At 37.5% G+C, this 21,145-nt stretch carries 21 protein-coding genes; 16 read left to right on the forward strand and 5 right to left on the reverse strand.

Going from position 1 to position 21,145, the window contains the following annotated elements; translation table 11 throughout:
- Positions 1–105 precede the first annotated feature (105 nt).
- The 6 genes from B5X53_RS10125 (at position 106) to B5X53_RS19350 (ending at position 3,706) form a co-directional block, all read left to right on the forward strand.
- Positions 106–1,476, forward strand: coding sequence for a hypothetical protein (locus tag B5X53_RS10125; protein WP_143533255.1), 1,371 nt, complete (start codon positions 106–108; stop codon positions 1,474–1,476).
- 15 nt (positions 1,477–1,491) lie between these two features.
- Positions 1,492–2,730: an MFS transporter gene (locus tag B5X53_RS10130; RefSeq protein ID WP_079713113.1), complete on the forward strand. Its 1,239-nt coding sequence runs from the start codon at positions 1,492–1,494 to the stop codon at positions 2,728–2,730.
- Between the two features lie 59 nt (positions 2,731–2,789).
- A complete protein-coding gene (locus B5X53_RS19335) occupies positions 2,790–2,981 on the forward strand; it encodes a hypothetical protein (RefSeq protein ID WP_232764169.1) in 192 nt (63 codons plus the stop codon).
- 144 nt (positions 2,982–3,125) lie between these two features.
- On the forward strand, positions 3,126–3,344 hold the full coding sequence (locus B5X53_RS19340; protein WP_232764168.1) for a Fic family protein: 219 nt from the start codon (positions 3,126–3,128) through the stop codon (positions 3,342–3,344).
- A 17-nt stretch (positions 3,345–3,361) separates the two neighbouring features.
- Entirely contained in the window at positions 3,362–3,511 is a 150-nt protein-coding gene (locus B5X53_RS19345; protein WP_232764167.1) for a hypothetical protein, read from the forward strand.
- A 42-nt stretch (positions 3,512–3,553) separates the two neighbouring features.
- A complete protein-coding gene (locus B5X53_RS19350; protein WP_232764166.1) occupies positions 3,554–3,706 on the forward strand; it encodes a hypothetical protein in 153 nt (50 codons plus the stop codon).
- A gap of 68 nt (positions 3,707–3,774) precedes the next feature.
- Here the strand turns inward: B5X53_RS19350 and B5X53_RS10140 are convergent, their stop codons facing one another.
- Positions 3,775–4,767, reverse strand: a complete 993-nt coding sequence (locus tag B5X53_RS10140; protein ID WP_079713114.1) for an aldo/keto reductase — start codon at positions 4,765–4,767, stop codon at positions 3,775–3,777.
- Positions 4,768–4,990: 223 nt separating this feature from the next.
- Between B5X53_RS10140 and B5X53_RS10145 the strand changes: the two genes are divergently transcribed.
- From B5X53_RS10145 to B5X53_RS10185, 9 genes are all read left to right on the forward strand, one after another.
- Complete coding sequence (locus tag B5X53_RS10145; protein WP_079713115.1) at positions 4,991–5,905, forward strand: sterol desaturase family protein; 915 nt, start codon at positions 4,991–4,993, stop codon at positions 5,903–5,905.
- Positions 5,902–7,242, forward strand: a complete 1,341-nt coding sequence (locus B5X53_RS10150) for an MBL fold metallo-hydrolase (protein ID WP_079713116.1) — start codon at positions 5,902–5,904, stop codon at positions 7,240–7,242. The genes B5X53_RS10145 and B5X53_RS10150 overlap by 4 nt, the downstream gene beginning before the upstream one ends.
- A gap of 182 nt (positions 7,243–7,424) precedes the next feature.
- Entirely contained in the window at positions 7,425–7,910 is a 486-nt protein-coding gene (locus B5X53_RS10155) for an acyl-CoA carboxylase biotin carboxyl carrier protein subunit (protein ID WP_079713117.1), read from the forward strand.
- A gap of 56 nt (positions 7,911–7,966) precedes the next feature.
- Entirely contained in the window at positions 7,967–9,409 is a 1,443-nt protein-coding gene (accC, locus tag B5X53_RS10160) for an acetyl-CoA carboxylase biotin carboxylase subunit (protein ID WP_079713118.1), read from the forward strand.
- A 29-nt stretch (positions 9,410–9,438) separates the two neighbouring features.
- Positions 9,439–10,980 carry an acyl-CoA carboxylase subunit beta gene (locus B5X53_RS10165; protein ID WP_079713119.1) on the forward strand — a complete coding sequence of 514 codons (1,542 nt, stop codon included), beginning with the start codon at positions 9,439–9,441 and terminating at the stop codon, positions 10,978–10,980.
- Between the two features lie 125 nt (positions 10,981–11,105).
- Positions 11,106–11,705: a helix-turn-helix domain-containing protein gene (locus tag B5X53_RS10170; protein WP_079713120.1), complete on the forward strand. Its 600-nt coding sequence runs from the start codon at positions 11,106–11,108 to the stop codon at positions 11,703–11,705.
- A 28-nt stretch (positions 11,706–11,733) separates the two neighbouring features.
- Positions 11,734–12,636, forward strand: coding sequence for an NAD(P)-dependent oxidoreductase (locus B5X53_RS10175; RefSeq protein WP_079713121.1), 903 nt, complete (start codon positions 11,734–11,736; stop codon positions 12,634–12,636).
- Positions 12,637–12,772: 136 nt separating this feature from the next.
- Positions 12,773–13,330, forward strand: a complete 558-nt coding sequence (locus B5X53_RS10180) for a YeeE/YedE family protein (RefSeq protein WP_079713122.1) — start codon at positions 12,773–12,775, stop codon at positions 13,328–13,330.
- A 9-nt stretch (positions 13,331–13,339) separates the two neighbouring features.
- The gene (locus tag B5X53_RS10185; protein ID WP_079713123.1) at positions 13,340–13,753 is read left to right on the forward strand and encodes a DUF6691 family protein; all 414 of its coding nucleotides are present in this window, start codon (positions 13,340–13,342) and stop codon (positions 13,751–13,753) included.
- A gap of 31 nt (positions 13,754–13,784) precedes the next feature.
- Here B5X53_RS10185 and B5X53_RS10190 read toward each other — a convergent pair whose 3' ends face one another.
- Entirely contained in the window at positions 13,785–14,414 is a 630-nt protein-coding gene (locus B5X53_RS10190; RefSeq protein ID WP_079713124.1) for a trimeric intracellular cation channel family protein, read from the reverse strand.
- Between the two features lie 162 nt (positions 14,415–14,576).
- Between B5X53_RS10190 and trxB the strand changes: the two genes are divergently transcribed.
- A complete protein-coding gene (trxB, locus tag B5X53_RS10195) occupies positions 14,577–15,569 on the forward strand; it encodes a thioredoxin-disulfide reductase (RefSeq protein WP_079713125.1) in 993 nt (330 codons plus the stop codon).
- Between the two features lie 166 nt (positions 15,570–15,735).
- Here the strand turns inward: trxB and B5X53_RS10200 are convergent, their stop codons facing one another.
- From B5X53_RS10200 to B5X53_RS10210, 3 genes are all read right to left on the reverse strand, one after another.
- Positions 15,736–16,704 carry a Gfo/Idh/MocA family protein gene (locus B5X53_RS10200; RefSeq protein WP_079713126.1) on the reverse strand — a complete coding sequence of 323 codons (969 nt, stop codon included), beginning with the start codon at positions 16,702–16,704 and terminating at the stop codon, positions 15,736–15,738.
- Positions 16,705–16,716: 12 nt separating this feature from the next.
- A complete protein-coding gene (locus B5X53_RS10205; protein ID WP_079713127.1) occupies positions 16,717–18,423 on the reverse strand; it encodes a sodium:solute symporter family protein in 1,707 nt (568 codons plus the stop codon).
- Between the two features lie 108 nt (positions 18,424–18,531).
- On the reverse strand, positions 18,532–21,018 hold the full coding sequence (locus tag B5X53_RS10210) for a PIG-L family deacetylase (protein ID WP_079713128.1): 2,487 nt from the start codon (positions 21,016–21,018) through the stop codon (positions 18,532–18,534).
- Positions 21,019–21,145 lie beyond the last annotated feature (127 nt).

Genomic DNA, 21,145 nt, shown 5'->3' on the forward strand with positions numbered 1-21,145 from the left:
AGCGTAACTAATGTTACAAAGCCCTTTTTAGCAAAGTAACGCATGTTACTGTGGCAGGCCGGAAGATTCAGGACATTTGCATTCCGAATCTATAAATTTAATTATTTGAAAAGCTTACAACTACCTACTTTTCTGTTTATTTTCCTTCTTAATCTCCATCTTTCTGCTCAGAATAAAGAGATAGTGAAGGAGGATGAACCTAAACTCAAAGACGACTTTACCGAGGGTCATTTCCACGGCCATATTCGTAATTTTTATATGAACACGATAAACCGGGGTGAGCTAAAAGATTATTATACCAACGCCACTGGCGGGGCTGTCAGTTTTACAACTGGAAATTTTAAAGGTTTTCAATTTGGGGTAAAAGGGATATTTACGTACAGAACTTTTGGTAGTGATTTGGGAGTTAGAGATGCGGTTACAGGAAAAAATGCCAAATGGGAATATGAACTTTACGATGTCTTGAACAAAGGAAATTTTCAGGATCTCAACGGGCTGCAAGGGCTGTTTATTCGCTATCGATTTGGAAATTCATATATAAGTTATGGAAAACTAGAAACCGAGTTTTCTCCGCTTTTAAACAATAGTAATGGCCGAATGAAACCTTTTGCACATCGTGGTGCCTGGTCACATTTAAATATAAGTGAAAATCACCAACTAAACTTAGGTTGGTTAGATGGTGTTTCTCCTCGCTCAACTACAGGATGGTTTGCTATGGATGAAGCAATTGGGCTTTTTTATAATGGTTTTCAGCCGAATGGAGAGGTAGCAGTCTACCGCGAGATTTACTCTACTACCGGAATTGGAATATTAAATTACCATTTTAGAAAAGATAATTTTCAGATGAATTTTTATGATTTTTATCTTGATAAGGTAATGAATACAATTTGGACGGAACTTGGGTACGATTTAGCGGATTTCAATTTGGGATTTCAATATGTTTACCAAAATCCTTTATCTTATTCTGAAGATCTTGCATCCGTGAATCGCTATGTGCAACCCTATGAAAACGGGCAGGTTTTGAGTTCGCAGCTGAGTTGGAAAAAAACAAGGTTTAATGTAGCTTTTGCATATACCCACGCATTTGATTCGGGCCGATTTTTATTTCCTAAAGAACTAGGGAGAGATCGCTTTTTTACTTCCATTCCAAGATCGCGGCTGGAAGGTTTAGGAAATACTGATGTGTTTACCATTAAAGCCGAATATCATCTGCCAAAACCAAATTTGCATTTTGGCCTTGAGATGCAACAATTGGATGGCCCGGAAACCGGAAAGCTTAAGTTTAATAAGTATAATATAGATGAATCTTTCCAGGTAAACAGCCATTTAAGTTATCAAGCTCACGGGTTTTTGGAGGGATTGAGTTTTGATATTTTATGGATATTTAGAGAGAATCAAAACCACACCGATGCGCAAAGTATTTTTAATAAAAGTAATTTTAATCAATTGAATTTTGTGACGAATTTTAATTTTTAAAATTAAAAACCAAATATGAATGATATAAAATTAGGTCTAAAAGAAAACTGGAAGCAATTTAGCTTATTGGTTCTTGTTAATGCCTTTGTTGGTGGTATGGTTGGTTTAGAACGCAGTATTCTGCCGGAGATTGCCGAAAAGGAATTTGGCATAGCAGCAACCAGTGCTATTTTATCTTTCATTGTGGTTTTTGGTGTGGTAAAGGCGATTACTAATTATTACGCCGGTGCATTGGCCAACAGGTTTGGAAGAAAGAATCTTTTAGTACTGGGATGGATTTTTGCTATTCCAATTCCGTTTATCCTGATTTATGCTGAAAACTGGAACTGGATTATTGTTGCAAATGTTTTGCTGGGTATTAACCAGGGGCTTGCCTGGAGTAGTACAGTGGTGATGAAAATTGATCTAGTAGGGGAAAAGCAGCGTGGTTTTGCCATGGGATTAAATGAATTTGCCGGCTACTTTGCCGTAGCGGTGGTAGCTTTTTTGACCGGGTGGATCGCTTCAGAATATGGGGTTAGGCCTTATCCGTTTTACCTGGGAATTGTACTTATGATCCTGGGATTACTTTTTAGTATTTTCTTTATAAAAGATACCCGGCATCACGTGGCAAAAGAAGAGGGCAGCAGCGGCATGTCCCGTTTAAAAAATATTTTCTGGGATACTACCTGGAAAGATAAAAACCTTGGTTCTGTAAGTCAGGCGGGTTTGATTAATAATCTTAACGACGGGATGGCCTGGGGTTTATTTCCTATTTTACTTTCCGGAAAAGGATTTAACCTTGAACAAATAGGAATTGTAACTGCACTATATCCTGCAGTTTGGGGAATAGGCCAATTATTTACGGGAAAAATGGCAGATATTTTTAGTAAGAAAGATATGCTTTTTATCGGGATGCTTTTACAGGCAATAATGTTGGTGATTTTAATTTGGGCTGAAACGATGACGCATTTTGTAATACTATCTTCTTTACTCGGTTGGGGAACAGCTATGGTTTATCCCACTTTCCTGGCAACTATTGCCGATAATACCCATCCACAAGACAGGGCAAAAAGTATTGGTATCTTCAGGCTTTGGCGAGATATGGGTTATGCCATTGGAGCAGTGCTCACAGGGGTGATTGCCGATTTGGTTAATATAGAAGCCGCCATTATGCTCATTGGCATTCTTACTTTAATTTCTGCAATTATTATTCTTTTCAGAATGGATTATAAAGATAATAAAGCACTGAAATTATTAAAACTTAAGAATTAGCCTTTAATAGCGGATAGGTTTATTTATATAGTTAACCAATAATTACATATCGAAAAGAATTGAATAATACCTCTGAGCGATTATTCGAGAAGAATGCAATGCTGGAAAAAGCGCGGCCTTTGCCTATAATTGCTTTGCAAAAAATGAAGGAAGTTCTTAGTATAGAATGGACTTACAATTCAAACAGCATAGAAGATCATACCTTAAGTCTGCTCGAAACACAAATGGTTTTGCAGGAAGGAATAACATAAAAGGGAAGTCGCTTCGGGAGCATTTTGAAGCCAAAAATCACGAAACTGTATAAGATTATTTATATACTTTGGTGAAACCAAAGTACTATTTAAATAGTAAAGACATTTTAAAGCTTCAAGAACTGGTTTTATGAAGTATCGAAAATGATTTTGCCGGCAGGATACGAAACTCAGGCGTTAGAAGGGGCGCGGCAATTTGTTCCTCCCAATGCACAAAAGGTTTCCGGTTTGTATGGTGAGTTGGTAGATTTTACGTATAAAAATCCGCTGCTGCTAAATGATATAGAATTAGCAATGGTTTTTCATCATAAATTTGTCTGGATACATCCATTTTTTGATGGAAATGGAAGAACGGTAGTTTAGCGATGAATCTTATTTTAATGAAAGAAGGTTTTCCGCCGGCCCTATTTTTACGCAACGATCGTAAGAAATATTATGCAGCTTTAAATGCGGCCAATAAAGGTAATTATTCAAAATCAGGTTTATTAATGTGCCAGGCTTTAGAGCGCACCATAAGCATTTATATTTGAGCCTTACCGGATAATGATGCTAATTATACTGAAATTTCTAATTTGGTAGAGGAGGAGCAATTACCCCATGGCCAGGAATATATCAGTTTACTGGCCCGGCAGGGAAAAATTGATGCTTATAAAGAAGGCAGAAACTGGGTTACTACTAAGAAAGCCATTGAAGACTATATTGAAAAAAGACAACGGAAACGTTGAAATGTAAAACTTAAATTAAAAGCCACGAATTCACTGATTTTATTCTCAGTGATTTCGTGGCTATAAATTTATGCAGGAACTTCGGCTTTCTCTTCAATTAATTTTTCCTTTTTTAAATCTGACCAGAATTCTGCCGGAATTTTTTCTTCCAGGGCTTTTATATTTTCCTGCACCTGTTCAGGTTTACTGGCTCCGGCCAATACCGTGCCCGCCACTTTCGGTGCTAAGGAAAACTGAAGTGATGCAGCAACAAGATTTACTTTATGTTTTTCAGCAATTTTCAGGATATTTTTATAACGTTCTGAAATATCATCCGGCATTTCCCCGGCATAATTATAACGCTTTTGCCCGGCAAGCAATCCTGCATTAAAAGGTGCGGCATTTATCAGTGTCGCTTCGCTTTTTTCTATAGCCGGTAATAAACGTTCTAAAGCATCTTTATGGTGAACCAAAGAATACTGAATAGCAGAAAGGAAAACATCGGGTTTTGAAACTTCAAGGAGTTTTAAAATAGGATCTAAAGTATTTACGCCCATTCCCCAGGCTTTAATAAGACCTTCTTCTTTCATTCTTTGTAACTCTGGAATGGCGCCCGTTCTGGCAACTTCAAAATGATCTTCCCAGGTAGTTCCTTCTTCATAATCATCGTTATGATCGGGAGAAAGATCGTGGATAAAAGCATAATCTATACTTTCTACACCTAAACGCTGTAAACTATCTTCTATAGAGCGGCGTACAGCTTCAGCAGAATAATCATATTTATAATCAAAAGGTGCAGGATTATTCCACATTGTTTCGGGTACATTTTTCGTAGCTTTTAAAACCCGACCTACTTTGGTAGAAAGCACGTAGTCTTCCCGTTTTTTATTATGCAGAAAATGTCCAAACCTTCTTTCGCTTAAGCCTAACCCATACCAGGGCGAGGTATCATAATATCGTACTCCCGCTTCCCAGGCTCCTTCCAGGGTTTTTTCGGCTTCAGCATCACTTAATGGTTTAAATCCGTTTCCAATGGCGACTCCGCCTAAACCGAATTTACGTTGTAATTTAAACTGACTCATAATTTTATTGTTTTATATGTTGATTTCTGATCATTTTCAGTATTAAAATTAAATAGAAAAGCCTGAAGTTTCCGCCATTTAACAAAGACTAACATTTTATGCCCGGGCAATGTTAAGAAGCACTTAAATAAAGAAAGCGGATAGGTTTTTAATACTGTAACAAAAGTTACTGCCCTAAATGTAGGATTATTATATTTTTGCCTTGTAAAACTTACTAAACCGGTTGGAAAAGTATTTAAATATAATTGCAGATTCTTTTAGCGGGTATTTTAATTACCTCGTTAATGAAATTAGCAATCCGTCGTGGACCAATTATTTTTATTGGTTAATTGGTTTGTCACTGTTGGTTTGGATATTGGAAATTATAATCCCCTGGAGAAAGGCACAAAAGATATTTCGAAAGGATTTCTGGCTGGATACGTTCTATATTTTATTTAATTTTTTCCTGTTTTCGCTGGTTGGTTATAACGCGATTTCAAATGTGGCCGTAGAATTGTTCAATGACTTTCTTGGTTTATTTGGAATCACGAATATTGTGGCTATTGAAGTTCAAAATTTTCCAATTTGGGTGCAACTGCTAATAATGTTTGTTATAGCCGATTTTATCCAGTGGAATGTTCATCGGCAATTGCACAAGCAACCGTGGCTGTGGGAATTTCACAAAGTACACCACAGCGTTAAGGAAATGGGTTTTGCCGCACAATTCAGGTTTCATTTTATGGAAACTATTGTTTATAAAACCGTGCAGTACATTCCACTGGCAATGATAGGTTTCGGAATCCAGGAATTTTTTGTGGTGCATATGTTTGCAGTTTTTATCGGGCATTTAAACCACGCGAATGTGGGCTGGAATTATGGTGTTTTTGGATATCTGTTGAATAATCCTAAAATGCATATCTGGCATCATTCTAAGGCACTGCCTGAAGACAGACCTTACGGAATGAATTTCGGCTTGAGCCTGAGTATTTGGGATTATTTGTTCGGCACAGCTTATATTCCGCAGGAAGGAAAAGATATAGAATTAGGTTTTGAAGGAGACGAAGATTTTCCTAAAGATTTTAAAAATCAAATGGTGTTTCCATTTCGAAAAAAGAACGCACAAAAAACAGTTTATAATTTAAAAGAGTCAAAAAAATGAAAATAAAACAATTTAAAGACGATCCTTTAGCGCATTATTCTTACGCACTGGTAAGTAATGGAGAAATGGCTTTGGTAGATCCAAGCCGTAATCCAATGCAATACTATAAATATGCCGAAGAAAATAATGCTAAATTAGTAGCGGTATTTGAAACTCACCCGCACGCCGATTTTGTAAGTGGACATTTGCAAATTCAGCAGGAGACTGGGTCAACCATTTATATTAGTAAAAAAGTTGGCGTTGAATATACGCATACTCCTTTTGATGAAGGCGATGAGGTAAAGATTGGAAATGCCAGTATCAAAGCGATACACACTCCAGGTCACTCACCAGATAGCTTAACATTTATAGCTGAAGAAAATGGTGAAACCATAATGTTTAGTGGAGATACACTTTTTATCGGCGATGTTGGAAGGCCAGATTTACGTGAAAAAGCCGGGAATATGAAGGCTAAACGTGTAGAATTGGCAAAGCAGATGTATAAAACTATGCAAACCAAATTTAACGATTTGCCAGATGATACCATAATCTATCCGGCTCACGGTGCAGGTTCCCTTTGTGGAAAAAATATGAGTGATGCCTCTTCCAGTACATTAGGAAATGAACGCCAGGGGAACTGGGCTTTTAAAGATCAAACTGAAGAAGAGTTTGTAAAAGAAATTCTAAAAGACCAGCCCTTTATTCCTTCATATTTTGGTTTTAGTGTAGAGTTAAACCGAAAAGGAGCTATAAATGTTCAAAAAGCGAAATATGAAGTTCCGGTGAAACTCTATGTAGATTCTGTAAAAAAAGAAGGAATTACTGTGGTAGATACACGTGACGGGGATGCTTACAAAAAAGGACATTTACCGAATAGTATTAATATTATGGCACGTTCAGAAAGTGATAAATTTGAAACCTGGTTAGGTGCTATTATTGAGCCGGAAGAGGAATTCTACTTGGTAGCTGAAGGTGTAGATCAAATTGATGAGTTGCTGGAAAGAACTGCGAAAATCGGTTATGAAAAGCAAATGAAAGGTGTGGTAACTTTATCTGAAAAAGTTTCAAAATCTTCAGATGAGTTTAATTTGGAAGATTTTAAAGCGAATAAAGATAAGTATACGATTGTTGATATTAGAAATGAAAGCGAGATTGCTGAAGGAAAGATTTTTGACGATGCTAAGGCAATTCCGTTGAATGAGCTTAGAAACCGTGCAGATGAATTGCCAGATGATAAACCGTTTATGGTACATTGTGCCGGTGGATATCGTTCTGCAGCAGGAAGTAGTATTCTTGAGAATAAATTTAAGAATACCAAAGTTTATGATCTAAGTGAAGCGATTAAAGAGTTTTCATAAATATACAATCACATTTATAACCAGCCCTGTAGATATTTAAATCCGCAGGGCTTTTTTTGTATTTAATTGTAAACTCATTTGCCTGATACAAAATCTAAATCTTAAAAACTCATAAGTAATTGCTACAAACTTTTTCTATATTTACAACACAAGCTTCAAATTAGATTTGAAAACTACGAAATATGAAAAAAAAATATAAGGTTAAGGTGAATAATTCATTTGAATTTGAATTTACCAAAGACCAGATTACCGCTTTAGATACGCAGGAAATTGCCACTAAGCATTACCACCTATTAAAAGAAAATCGCAGTTTTAAGGCTGAGGTTCTTACCGAAAATTTTCTTCAACGCAAGTACGATATCAAGATCAATTCTAACACTTATAAAGTAGCTATTTCCAATGAGCTGGATTTACTTATTGAAGAGATGGGGCTTTCCCTGGGAACCGCGCAAATGATCAATGATATAAAAGCACCAATGCCGGGACTTATCCTGGAGGTAAATGTGGAAGAAGGTGCAGAGGTCAAGGAAGGTGATTATTTGCTGGTTCTGGAAGCTATGAAAATGGAAAATACGCTTACCGCGCCCAGAGACGGAGTGGTAAAATCGGTTTCAGTGAAAACAGGGCAAACCGTGGAGAAGAACCAGTTGTTAATTGAAATGGAATAATTCCGTGAGCAAATTGCATTAGGCAATTATCATGGAATCAAAATTTATAAAAAATAATGAAGAAAATATTAGTAGCCAATAGGGGAGAGATTGCTTTGCGGGTGATGAAAACCATTCAAAAAATGGGAATCAAAACCGTAGCCGTTTTTTCTAAAGCCGATAGGAATGCGCCCCACGTAAAATTTGCTGATGAAGCGGTTTGCATTGGGGAAGCGCCTTCCAACGAGTCTTATCTAAAAGGCGATAAAATTATTGAAGTAGCCAAAGAACTTGGTGTTGACGGGATTCATCCCGGATACGGATTTTTAAGTGAAAATGCCGTATTTACTGAAAATGTTGAAAAAAACGGAATTACCTGGATTGGTCCTGGATCTAAGGCTATAAAGATTATGGGTAGTAAACTTGCCGCGAAAGATGCGGTTAAAGATTACGATATCCAAATGGTTCCCGGAATTGACGAAGCGATTACCGATCCCGAAAAGGCGAAGAAAATCGCTAAAGAGATCGGTTTTCCTATTTTGATTAAAGCCTCTGCCGGTGGCGGTGGTAAAGGAATGCGTATTGTTGAAAAGGAAAAAGATTTGGAAGACCAAATGAAGCGTGCTATCAGTGAAGCCGAATCGGCTTTTGGCGATGGTTCGGTTTTTATCGAGAAGTATGTTTCTTCACCAAGACATATTGAAATTCAGGTTTTAGCCGATGCACATGGTAATTATATCCATCTTTTTGAACGGGAATGCAGCGTGCAGCGCAGGCATCAAAAAGTGGTAGAGGAAGCACCATCTGTAGTTTTAGATTCTAAACTTCGGAAACAAATGGGAAAAGCCGCTGTAAAAGTGGCAAAAGCCTGTGATTATGTAGGCGCCGGAACGGTGGAATTTCTATTCGATGAAAATCAGAATTTCTATTTTCTGGAAATGAACACCCGCTTACAGGTAGAGCATCCCGTAACGGAATATATTACCGGGGTAGACCTTGTAGAACAGCAAATTAAAATTGCAAGAGGAGAAAAGTTGAGATTACTTCAGGAAGATCTTAAAATAACAGGCCACGCAGTAGAACTTCGGGTTTATGCCGAAGATCCTCTGGACAATTTTATGCCTAGCGTGGGGATTTTAGAAAAATATACTATTCCTAAGGGTGAGAATATTCGGGTTGATAACGGATTTGAGGAAGGGATGGAAGTTCCCATTTATTACGACCCGATGCTGGCAAAATTAATTACTTACGGAAAAACCCGTGAAGAAGCGATTCAGTTAATGCTGAAAGCTATAAAACAGTATGAAGTGGAGGGTGTAATGACCACGCTTCCTTTCGGTAAATTTGTTTTTGAGCACGAGGCTTTTAGAAGCGGAAATTTTGATACTCATTTTGTAAAGAATTATTATTCCGCAGAAAAACTTGAAAATGAAATTGAAGAAGAGGCAAAATTAGCTGCTATTGTAGCTTTAAAACAATATCTCAAAGATCAGCAGGAGTTGAGGTTACCAGCAAACTAAATCTAGATTATCGAGTAAAAAATAAATTGATGAGTCATAATATAGAAAAATTAAACGATAAAATTAAGCAGGCACATCTTGGTGGCGGCGAAAAACGCATAGCGAAGCAGCACGAAAAGAAGAAACTTACCGCCCGGGAACGTGTAGATTATTTACTGGACGAAGGTTCTTTTGAAGAAATAGGCATTTTGGTAACTCACAGAACCACCGGTTTTGGAATGGAAGATCAAAAAATTCCTGGTGACGGGGTGGTAACTGGATACGGGACAATTAACGGAAAACTCGTTTACTTATTCGCGCAGGATTTTACTGTATTTGGTGGTTCACTTTCAGAAACCCACGCCGAGAAAATTTGTAAAGTTATGGACCTTGCCGTGAAAGTTGGTGCGCCAATGATTGGACTTAACGATTCGGGTGGAGCGAGAATCCAGGAAGGCGTAAAATCGCTTGGCGGTTACGCCGATATTTTTCATAGAAATGTAAAAGCTTCCGGGGTAATTCCGCAGATATCTGCGATAATGGGTCCTTGCGCCGGCGGGGCGGTTTACTCGCCTGCGATGACTGATTTCACACTTATGGTCCAGGATACCAGTTATATGTTTGTAACCGGTCCAAACGTAGTAAAAACGGTAACCAACGAAGAGGTAACTTCAGAAGAATTAGGTGGTGCTTCAACGCACGCAACAAAATCCGGCGTCACGCATATTACTTCTTTTAATGATATCGCCTGCCTTGAAGATATTAAGAAACTGGTAGTCTATATGCCCCAGAACAACAAAAAAGCACCCGAAAAATTGCCATATGAATTAGGCGATGAAGTCAGAAATGAGCTTGACAGTATAGTTCCCGATAGTTCTAATAAACCGTACGATATGCACGAGGTTATTAAGGGAATAATTGATGAAGATTCTTTCTTCGAAATTCATAAAGATTACGCCGATAATATTATTGTAGGTTTTGCGCGTTTAGGCGGAAGAAGCATTGGGATTGTTGCCAACCAACCAATGAGCCTTGCCGGGGTTTTAGATGTAGATTCGTCTAAAAAAGCGGCTCGATTCACTCGTTTTTGCGACTGTTTTAATATTCCGCTGCTGGTGTTGGTAGATGTTCCAGGCTTTTTACCAGGAACCGACCAGGAATGGAATGGAATTATTCTGAATGGCGCAAAATTGCTTTACGCCCTTAGTGAAGCCACAGTGCCAAAAGTTACAGTGATTACTCGAAAAGCTTATGGTGGAGCTTACGATGTAATGAATTCCAAACATATTGGCGCCGATCTTAATTTTGCCTGGCCTACAGCCGAAATTGCAGTAATGGGGGCCAAAGGAGCCAGTGAAATTATTTTTAGAAGAGAAATTCAGGCAGCAGATGATAGCGAAGCAAAACTAGCCGAAAAAGAAGCTGAATATGCTGAAACCTTCGCTAATCCTTTTGAAGCAGCTCAACGTGGATTTATTGATGAGGTAATTATGCCACGTGACACCCGAAGAAAATTATTAAAAGGCTTTAGTATGTTAGAAAATAAAGAAGTGCTAAGACCCAAGCGAAAGCACGGAAATATTCCATTATAGATTATTTACAGTTTAAATCCCATTTTTACTAGGTCTGACAGATTTGACGTAAATATGTCGTAAGGCTGTCGCAAGATTTTTTTACAACTCACTGTAGGTTTGCTGAAACATACAAATTTATAATTATGGAGAACAATGAATTAGCAAACAGGGTCCTTGAATTAAGGAATAGAAAGGGATTTTCGCAAGAATTTTTAGCGGAAGAATCTGGAGTTAGTCTTAGAACCATTCAGCGAGTGGAAAATGGAGAAACCCAGCCCAGAGGAGATACTTTACAGCGAATAGCAAAAGGACTTGGTGTGACATCTGAAGAGCTTATTGACTGGAAGTTAGAAAAAAACAATTCTTACCTGACCCAACTGAATAGTTCAGCAATAAGTTTTCTTTTCTTTCCATTTTTAGGTATTCTTATTCCATTGGTGATGTGGATATCTAAGAAAAATGAAATTCATAATATAAATAAAACAAGCAAAGAAATATTGAATTTTGAGATTACTTGGTGTCTTCTTCTCTCCTTTTGTTTTATTATATATATTGGGAGTAATTTTTATCGAGTGAAAAGTGCCTCAGAAATATCCCCTTCTTTATTACTAAATCCCGCATTTCTTTGGTTAAGTGTTTGTTTTTTATATTTACTTAATTTAGTTCTTATACTTTTTAATTCATCTAGGTTAAAATCAGGTAAAGAAGCTTTATATTATATCAGAATACCTTTTTTGAAATAATTTTCAAGAATTTTAAGTCAAAAATAAAATGCAAAAATTCAATAAAATTATTTGTGTAGATCACACGAAACTGGAAGACTGGGCTATAGAGGAACTTCAAGAATACAGCGAGTCTAAAGTTGAGGTTTACAGAGAAAGTCCGGATTCTGAAAAGGAACTTTTAGAACGAATTGGCGAAGCTGAAGCTGTAATAGTTTCCTGGAAAACCCAAATTCCAGAAAGTGTTATTAAGGAATGTGGGAATCTTAAATATATCGGGATGGCTTGCAGCCTGTATGATGATGAATCAGCAAACGTAGCGGTAGATTTTGCAAGGGATCAGGGAATTACAGTAAAAGGGATTTTTGATTATGGAGATCCCGGAGTTATAGAGTTTATCGTTTCAGAATTAATTGGTTTACTTCATGGTTTTGGCAAACACCAATGGCGAGAAATGCCTGTAGAACTTACCGATAAAAAGATTGGAATTATAGGTTTGGGCACAACAGGTCAAATGCTAGCAGAAGCTTTACTGCCGCTTGGAGCCGATCTTTATTATTTCAGTAGAAGCAGAAAAAAAGAATGGGAAACAAAAGAAGTCAAATATTTAAACCTGAAAGAATTGCTGAAAATTACCGAAATTATTTCACTTCATCTTCCGAAGAACACCAAATTATTGGGAGAAGAGGAATTTAAAGCTTTTGGTTCAGGAAAAATTTTAATCAATACTTCGCTTGGACTTCCGTTTGAGGAAAAAGCTTTTGTAAACTGGATAAAACCTGATGGTAATTACGCAATTTTTGATGGTGATGGAGGAGCTTCACTTTCTGAAGAAACAAAAAAAATAAACCGGGTGACTTCTCATACAAAAAGTGCCGGTTGGAGCGCCGAAACCCAAAGGCGTTTATCTGAAAAAGTGCTGGAAAATTTGAAATCTTATTTTAAAAAATAAGTACGTCACCCTGAATTCATTTCAGGGTCTACTTTTCTTCGACCTTGAAGGTTTTTTAAAATTTTTTCCTGTAACATTTGTTACTGTCTTCCTTCGTAAATTCTATTTAATTTGCACCTCATTAAAAAAATGGACTATGGAATGGATTTTTGAGCCCTGGCCCTGGTATGTATCGGGTCCGCTTATAGCTTTTACAATGTTTTTGTTAATTTTTATCGGGAAGCAATTTGGCATGTCTTCTAACCTTAGAACTATGTGCACCATGTGCGGCGCCGATTCTAAAGCCGATTTCTTTGATTTCGATTGGAAATCTCAACGCTGGAATCTTATTGTAGTTGCAGGAGCAATTATCGGTGGATTTATTGGAGCAAATTTATTGAGCGATGATCTTTCTGTAGCGATAAATCCTGATACGGTTACAATTTTGGAAGACTTAGGTTTTAATAGTGCAGGTAAAGCATATTTACCAACCGAAATTTACAGTTGGGAAGCCGTTGGCGGAATTAAAGCGCTTATCATTCTATTGGTTGGCGGAATCTTAATTGGTTTTGGCGCTCGGTATGCCGGTGGTTGTACTTCGGGGCACGCTATTTCCGGGCTTAGTAATTTGCAGTTACCTTCTTTAATTGCTGTTACTGGATTTTTTATCGGTGGTTTGGTGATGGTGCATTTATTATTTCCGCTAATATTTTAAATTGAAATTATGAGAAGTATAGGATATTTATTGATTGGTATATTTTTTGGAATCGTAATGTTTAAGTCTGAAGCCGCTTCGTGGTTCAGAATTTATGAAATGTTCCAGTTCCAGTCGTTTCATATGTATGGAATTATGGGGTCGGCATTGCTTTTAGGAGTTATTGGTGTTCAAATTATAAAGCGTAAAAACCTGAAATCTTTTTTTGGTGAACGTATTTCATTTATTCCAAAGGAGAAAGGTTTTAGCCGCTATATGTACGGTGGAATTATCTTTGGATTAGGTTGGGCGCTTGCCGGAGCCTGCCCGGGACCAATTTTCACCTTAATTGGTGCAGGATTTTTACCGATTTTAATTGTATTTATTGGTTCACTTTTAGGAACATTTTTATACGGATTGCTTCGGAAAAGACTTCCGCATTAAAAGCAAATGCTTAATTTCTTAAGGGAGGAAATCAGTTTTTGTTTTCCGAAGAAATATAGAAATAGGGGAGTGATATATGGTATTTTACAACCACGAGTCGAATTGAAATTACAATTAGCGTGGTGGTTAGGTAAATGATATCGCGGTTTACGCCAAACTCGTGCATTATTACAAAAACGAGTCCGCCAAAAATACAGGCGGTGGCGTAAATTTCTTTTCTAAAAATTACAGGGATTTCGTTACATAGAATATCTCGAATTACCCCTCCAAAAGTACCGGTCATAGCGCCGAGTGCGACGCAAATTATAGGATCCAGACCGTTTCTAATTCCAATTTCTACACCGGTTATGGTAAAAACACCCAAACCTATGGTATCAAATAGGAAAAGGGATTTTTTAAGATAGTTGATTTTATTTCTAAAAATAATGGCAAGAATGGTTACCGCGCCAATCAGGTAAATATAAATGGTATTTTCCATCCAGGTTACGGGAGTGTTTCCTATCAAAGTATCGCGCAAAGTACCACCGCCAATGGCAGTTACAAAACCAATAATAAAAATGCCAAAAAGGTCAAGTCGCCGATCCATGGCAGCCAAAGCTCCAGAAATAGCAAAGGCTATGGTTCCCAGGATATCCAGTATATTGAAAAGAGTAAGTTCCATATAATAAACAAAGGTATAGTTAAATTCTGGAAGCCCTTAATTTTTATTTTCTGAATGAAATCTATACCTTCAAATTATTTGCTAATAGGAAAACTTAATTAGGAACAGCTTAAGTTTATAACTAAAGTTATTACTTTTGTAAGACAGAAAAACAAGATAAAAATGAGCGATAAAATAGAAAGAATAAAAACCTTAATAATAGGATCTGGACCGGCAGGATATACTGCAGCAATTTACGCGGCAAGAGCCGATCTTAAACCCATTATGTATACTGGAATGGAACCCGGCGGACAGTTAACTACAACTACTGAAGTGGATAACTTTCCCGGTTATGCCGATGGAGTAGACGGACCAAAAATGATGATGGACCTACAAAAGCAAGCCGAACGTTTTGGTACCGAAGTGAGAATGGGTATGGTAACCGAAGTCGAATTAAGCGATAAACCAGGCGGAATTCACAAAGCTTGTGTAGATAACGCAACCTGGGTTGAGGCCGAATCCATTATTATTTCTACCGGTGCCACTGCAAAATACCTTGGCTTGCCAAGTGAACAACGTTTGCGTGGCGGTGGAGTTTCAGCCTGTGCCGTTTGTGACGGATTTTTCTATAAAGGTCAGGATGTTGCTATAGTTGGGGGAGGAGACACTGCGGCTGAAGAAGCGACCTATTTAGCTAATATTTGCAGTAAAGTTACAATGTTGGTTAGAGGTGACCAGATGCGTGCATCTAAAGCAATGCAACACCGTGTAAACAGTACTAAAAATATAGATGTTCGATTTAATACTGAAGTAGACGAGGTAATAGGTGAGCAGGTAGTAGAAGGCCTTAGAATGATAAACAATGAAACCGGCGAAAAAGAGCAAATCGAAATCACCGGGTTGTTTATAGCTATTGGTCATAAACCAAATACCGATATTTTTAAAGGAAAATTAACGATGGATGATACCGGATATTTAATTACCGAGGGGAAATCTACTAAAACCAATATTCCTGGAGTTTTTGCTTCGGGTGATGTTCAGGATAAAATTTATCGCCAGGCGGTAACCGCAGCAGGAACCGGTTGTATGGCCGCGTTGGATGCTGAACGTTATTTAGCCGAAATTGAAAGCGAAGAAGGAGAAGAAGTGAAAACTACAAAAAAAGTAGAAGCTTAATTTCTCTGAAATTTATATTATAAAACCTCACACATCTAAAGGATCTGTGAGGTTTTTTTATTCGGTATATTTTATTAGCGTAGTTTTTTCATAATCAGAATCCAAAGAGTTTAGATCCAGAAACCAGTTCAGGATGACGTTAAATTGATAATTGGTATTATAAATACTAATATTCCAGCCCAATTTCAGTTCTAACCTTATCCAGTAATGCAATTAATCGCAGACTTTTTTCAAAAGTCATTTCGGAACTTTCGGTTCTACCCTCACGTAGCATATTTTGAACGTGTTCGGCTTCAAAATTATAACCGTTGGAGTTTACTTCAAATTCTTTGATTTCCTCGCCTTCGGATGTTTGGATTATGAGGCTTGAAGGTTCATGGAATCTTGTTTTAATGGTAATTGTTGCCTTTTCAAATTGAATGATCGCGGTGGTAGGCGTCTGTTTTATAATGGAACTTCCCAGTTCTGCTTCAACTCCATTTTTATATTCAAAAATGATATCGCAGTCTTCGTCAATTCCAGTCTCATGAAAACCGGCTTTCGCCTGAATTCTTTCAGGAATGCCCAATGCACTCATCGCCATAAAAATTGGGTAGATTCCAATGTCCAGTAAGCTGCCGCCACCCAGCTTTTTGTTATAAAGTCGCTTATCTAAATCTACCGGCGCCGGAAATCCAAAATCGGCTTTTAGATTTTTAATCTTACCATATTTTTCAGATTTAATTTGTTCTATGACAAACTTGAAATGCGGTAGAAACTGTGTCCACATCGCTTCCATAAGAAAAACCTTTTCTTTTTTAGCTTTGGCTATCATTTTTTCCACCTGCTTTTTATTCATAGCAAATGGTTTTTCACACAAAACCGCTTTTTTATGATCAAGGCAAAGAAGGGTCTGCTCGTAATGAAAAACGTGTGGTGTAGCGATATAAACCACGTCTAATTCTTCATCTTGCAACATTGCTTCGTAACTGGAAAACAATTTAGTAGCATTGTGTTCTTTTGCAAAAGTTTCAGCTTTGGTTTTAGACCTACTGGCAACAGCATAAAGTTCGGCACCTTCAACGTCTTTTAATCCGGTTGCGAATTTTCCTGCAATTTTTCCGAGGCCAAGAATACCCCATTTTATATTTTTCATTTTAAATAGAATTTATGAGTTTTTTTTAATCTTATGTTCCGGGGTTTTTATAAATAATTCCAGGATTAAAGCGAGGGCCATTACAAGTATACATCCTACTAAATTGAGCCAGAGATAGGGCATCACATTAATTTTATAGAGAATTAGAATTATAAGTTGTGTAATTATTGCGGCTACAAAAACCGAATTACTATTTACAATTTTAATAAAAAACGCCAGTAAAAATATTCCTAAAACATTTCCGTAGAAAATGGATCCGATGATATTTACCAGCTGGATAAGATTGTCGAATAAATTAGCAAAACTGGCAAATGCAATGGCTATAGCGCCCCAGAGTAGGGTAAACCATTTTGAAGCTTTTACGTAATGTTCGTCAGACATTTCCGTTTTTCGGCTTCGTTTGTATAGATCTATGGAAGTGGTTGAGGATAACGCATTTAATTCGGAAGCGGTAGAAGACATTGCTGCCGATAGGATTACTGCCAGTAATAAGCCAATTAATCCGCGTGGTAGATTATTCAGAATAAAATGAATAAACACATAATCTTTATCGTTGCTTTCGGCATCTTTATCTGATGCGTCTATTAATTTCCTTGCTTTTTGCCTGGTTTCATTTTCAGAAGCATTTAAAGTGGCCAGATTTTCACGGTAAGTCGAATTATTTTCAGGGGTGAAATTATTGTTTTCGGCAAACTGTAAATGCAGGTTTTGTTTTTCCTGCTGTATCTCATCGTGTTCCAGCATTAAATCTTCATATTGATTTCCGTAATCGGAATTTAAAACGGTTTCCGTGGCCGCGGGATTAAAATTTAAAGGGGCGTTGTTAAACTGGTAGAATACAAAGACCAATACACCTACGAGTAAAATAAAGAACTGTAACGGTACTTTTAGCATTCCGTTCATAATCATTCCCATTCTACTTTCGTTAACCGATCTTCCACTTAAATAGCGTTGCACCTGGCTTTGATCTGTTCCAAAATAGGAAAGTGCTAAAAAGCTACCGCCAATAATTCCGCTCCAAAAAGTATAACGGTTTTCAAAATCAAAAGAAAAGTCCAGAATATCCATTTTACCGCTGGCACCGGCAATTTCAAGAGCATTACTAAAATTAATATTTTCGGGTAAATAGCTTAAAATGATAAAAAATGCGGCAAACATTCCCGTAAGAATTACGGCCATTTGCTGTTTGTGGGTTACACTCACGGCTTTTGTGCCACCGGCCACCGTGTATATAATCACTAAAGAACCAATTAGCACAGTTAATCCAGAGAGATTCCAGCCCAAAACAGCTGAAAGGATAATAGCTGGGGCAAAAATGGTTAAACCGGCAGCGAGACCACGCTGAATTAAAAACAGAACTGCAGTTAATGTTCGGGTTTTTCTATCGAACCTGGATTCTAGATATTCATAAGCCGTATAAACGTTTAGCCTGCGGTAAATGGGAATAAAAAACATACAAATAACAACCATAGCAATAGGTAGCCCAAAATAGAATTGCACAAAACCCATCCCATCATGAAAAGCCTGGCCCGGTGTTGAAAGAAATGTGATGGCACTGGCCTGAGTTGCCATTGTAGAAAGCCCAATTGTCCACCAGCGGGTTTCATTACCACCGCGAATATAATCCTGGGCTCCCTGTGTATTTCGCGTTCTGTAAACGCCGTAAATTACTATAAAAGCGAGTGTGCCAAGAAGAACAATCCAGTCTATTAATTGCATATTAAGTGAATTGGGACATTATAAAATAGAACACAATAATGTAGGCTGCGTTCGCCACAAGAACGTATGTGTAAGATTTCTTCCAGGTAAATTTTTCGGATTTTTCCATTATTTTCCTATTGAAATCATATTAGCAAAAAGCCTGTAAGCGCCGGGAACCCCTACCGGAAACTGCCTGAAAAAGCTTAAACCGGTATAAATAAAATATCCTTCTCCATATTTTGCAACTATTAAACTACCATCCTTGGGAGTTTCATTTTCATCATTCATAGAAAGAATTGGCGTAAATTCTTCACTCCATGAATCTGGAAAATAGAGTCCGCGTTCCTGGACCCAATTGTCAAAATCTTTTTCAGTGATTTTATTGGGAGAACTTAGAATAGGATGATCTTCAGCTAAAAATCGAACTTCAGCCGTTTCATCGGTAACTCTGTCGCGTGATAATTCCAGCGGAAAAGGAGAAATATTTTTCGTTACCAATCCGCGGTTAGTGTTGTATTGTACAATAAGATTGCCCCCATTTTTCACATAATCCAAAAGGACTTGTTGCTTATATTTTAGAGCTTCCACAGTGTTTAAAGCGCGAATACCCAGTACCACTGCATCATATTTTCGAAGCGAAGCCTGTGAAATGGAAGCAACATTAAGTTTATTCACACGATATCCTATTTGCTCCAGGCTTTCAGGGACCACATCGCCGGCGCCTTCAATATAACCAATCAATTCTCCTTTTTTCTCAATTTCCAATCGCGCAACCTTTAATTTAGAAGGAACTACCAGGTTTTGCTTCGGAATGTGTTTATAATCTATACTGATTAATTTTTCTGAAAATTCCTTTCCGTTTATTGTTGCTGTGGGAATAATAAAAGTTTCATCCTGATCTTTAGGTGGAGAAACCTCAAAAGTAACTGTAACTGAACTTCCTTTTTGTTGAAGCTGAAATTTGTGGTTTTCTGGTTTAATGTTCCAGTTTTTTCCTGCGGAAAGACTAACTTCTCCCTGAATATTCGGTTTTCCGGAAGTAAGCTTTATTGAAACTTTTTTGGATTCCTGATTTTCAAAAATGATTACATCGTCTTCAAAAGCGAGGGAAACTTGAGGAATAATCTCAAAAGGCTGGTAGGTTTCGCCAAAAACCGCATCGTTATATTTATAAACTATAGGTTTCTCAAAACTCAGGGAAACATGGTTAAAATCCAGGTTGAAAACCGCTTTGGTATGTGTTGGTGTCTCCGGCAGACCTATTAATTCGCGATCTTTTACAATATACATTCCATTTTTAGACTCTTCTTTTAACCAATAAGGAGTAGTATAAGATGTTCTTCCCGGAACTTTTAAAGCGATTTCATTTTGCCAGTCTTCGTTATTTTTAAGTTTTACATCGGGCTGAATTTTAGAGTTATTCGGACTTAACTCTACCGAACTCAATGTTACCGGGAAATCACTTCGATTAATAGCTTCCAGGTTAACTACTACGCTGTCTTCTGGAGTAGCTGAAGGCTGAGATGCTACTGCTTCTAAAAATAAACCTGCGCTGGCAAAAATAATTTTTTTAATCTCCTTTGTTTTTAATTTCCGCCAATGTTCATTTGGTAATTCCTGAATCAGTTTATAAGCATCAAGAAGTTTAGGAAGGCTGGCTGCAGGATCTGTAAAACTGTAATTTTCTTCAACTTCATTTAGAATTTCACCAATCTCAGCGCCACCTTTTAATTTGTTCCAGGAGATATCTATATCCTCAAAAACATCTTGTGAGCGAATGGTATCTCCTTTGATAGGCTCTAAATATTCTATTTGGCGCCCACGGGAACTAGTGCTTCCAAAACCTTGTGATTGATGCTGGCTACGACTTAAAGATGAAATTTCAGGATTTGAAAGTCCGAGTAGCGGAAAATAAACGCCGGTATCAAAACTTATAAATCGGTCTTTACTGGCTTCTTCAAAAGCTTCTTCGCCCTCATAAAACCAGGACGAAGTATTAAAATAAGCCCGTTTTGGTTGATATGTTTCGGTGTAATCTAATTGGTCTGGAAATTTTTCCGGATTAGCAGCAGCATCAAAAGCTTCTAAACTTAAAAGGGCAGAGGAAGTATGATGACCGTGAGTGCTTCCGGGAGTACGATGGTCAAAACGATTTATAATCACGTCGGGTTTAAAGTTTCTAATTACCCATACCACATCACTTAGTACTTTTTCTTTATCCCAAATTTCAAGAGTTTCTTCCGGAGTTTTGGAATAACCAAAATCATTAGCACGGGTAAAAAACTGTTCACCACCGTCTATTCGTCTTGCGGCAAGAAGTTCCTGGGTTCTAATTAGGCCAAGTTGTTCTCTTAATTCGGGACCGATAAGGTTTTGCCCACCATCGCCACGGGTGAGTGATAAATAAGCTGTACGCGCGTTTTTTTCGTTCGAAAAATAGGAGATTAATCTGGTGTTTTCATCATCTGGATGGGCGCCAATATATAAAACCGAACCTAGGAAATTTAGCTTTTTTATTTCCTGAAATATTTCAGAAGCATTTAATTTTTCGGGTTCCTGTGCGTGTAAATTCAACAGGAAAAAACAGAAAAGTAAACTAAATAGTTTTCGCATAAATTTCACGGCGGTTAATAAGACATCCAAATATAAAAACTTTAGTCGCCTGAAGATAGAAAATTAACTGCTTTTACCCGATAATCGAGATTTATTTATGCGGAGGCTTTTTAAAGATTACAATGTA

Origin of the sequence: Salegentibacter salinarum (assembly GCF_900168115.1) — a bacterium.
GTDB classification, from domain to species: domain Bacteria; phylum Bacteroidota; class Bacteroidia; order Flavobacteriales; family Flavobacteriaceae; genus Salegentibacter; species Salegentibacter salinarum.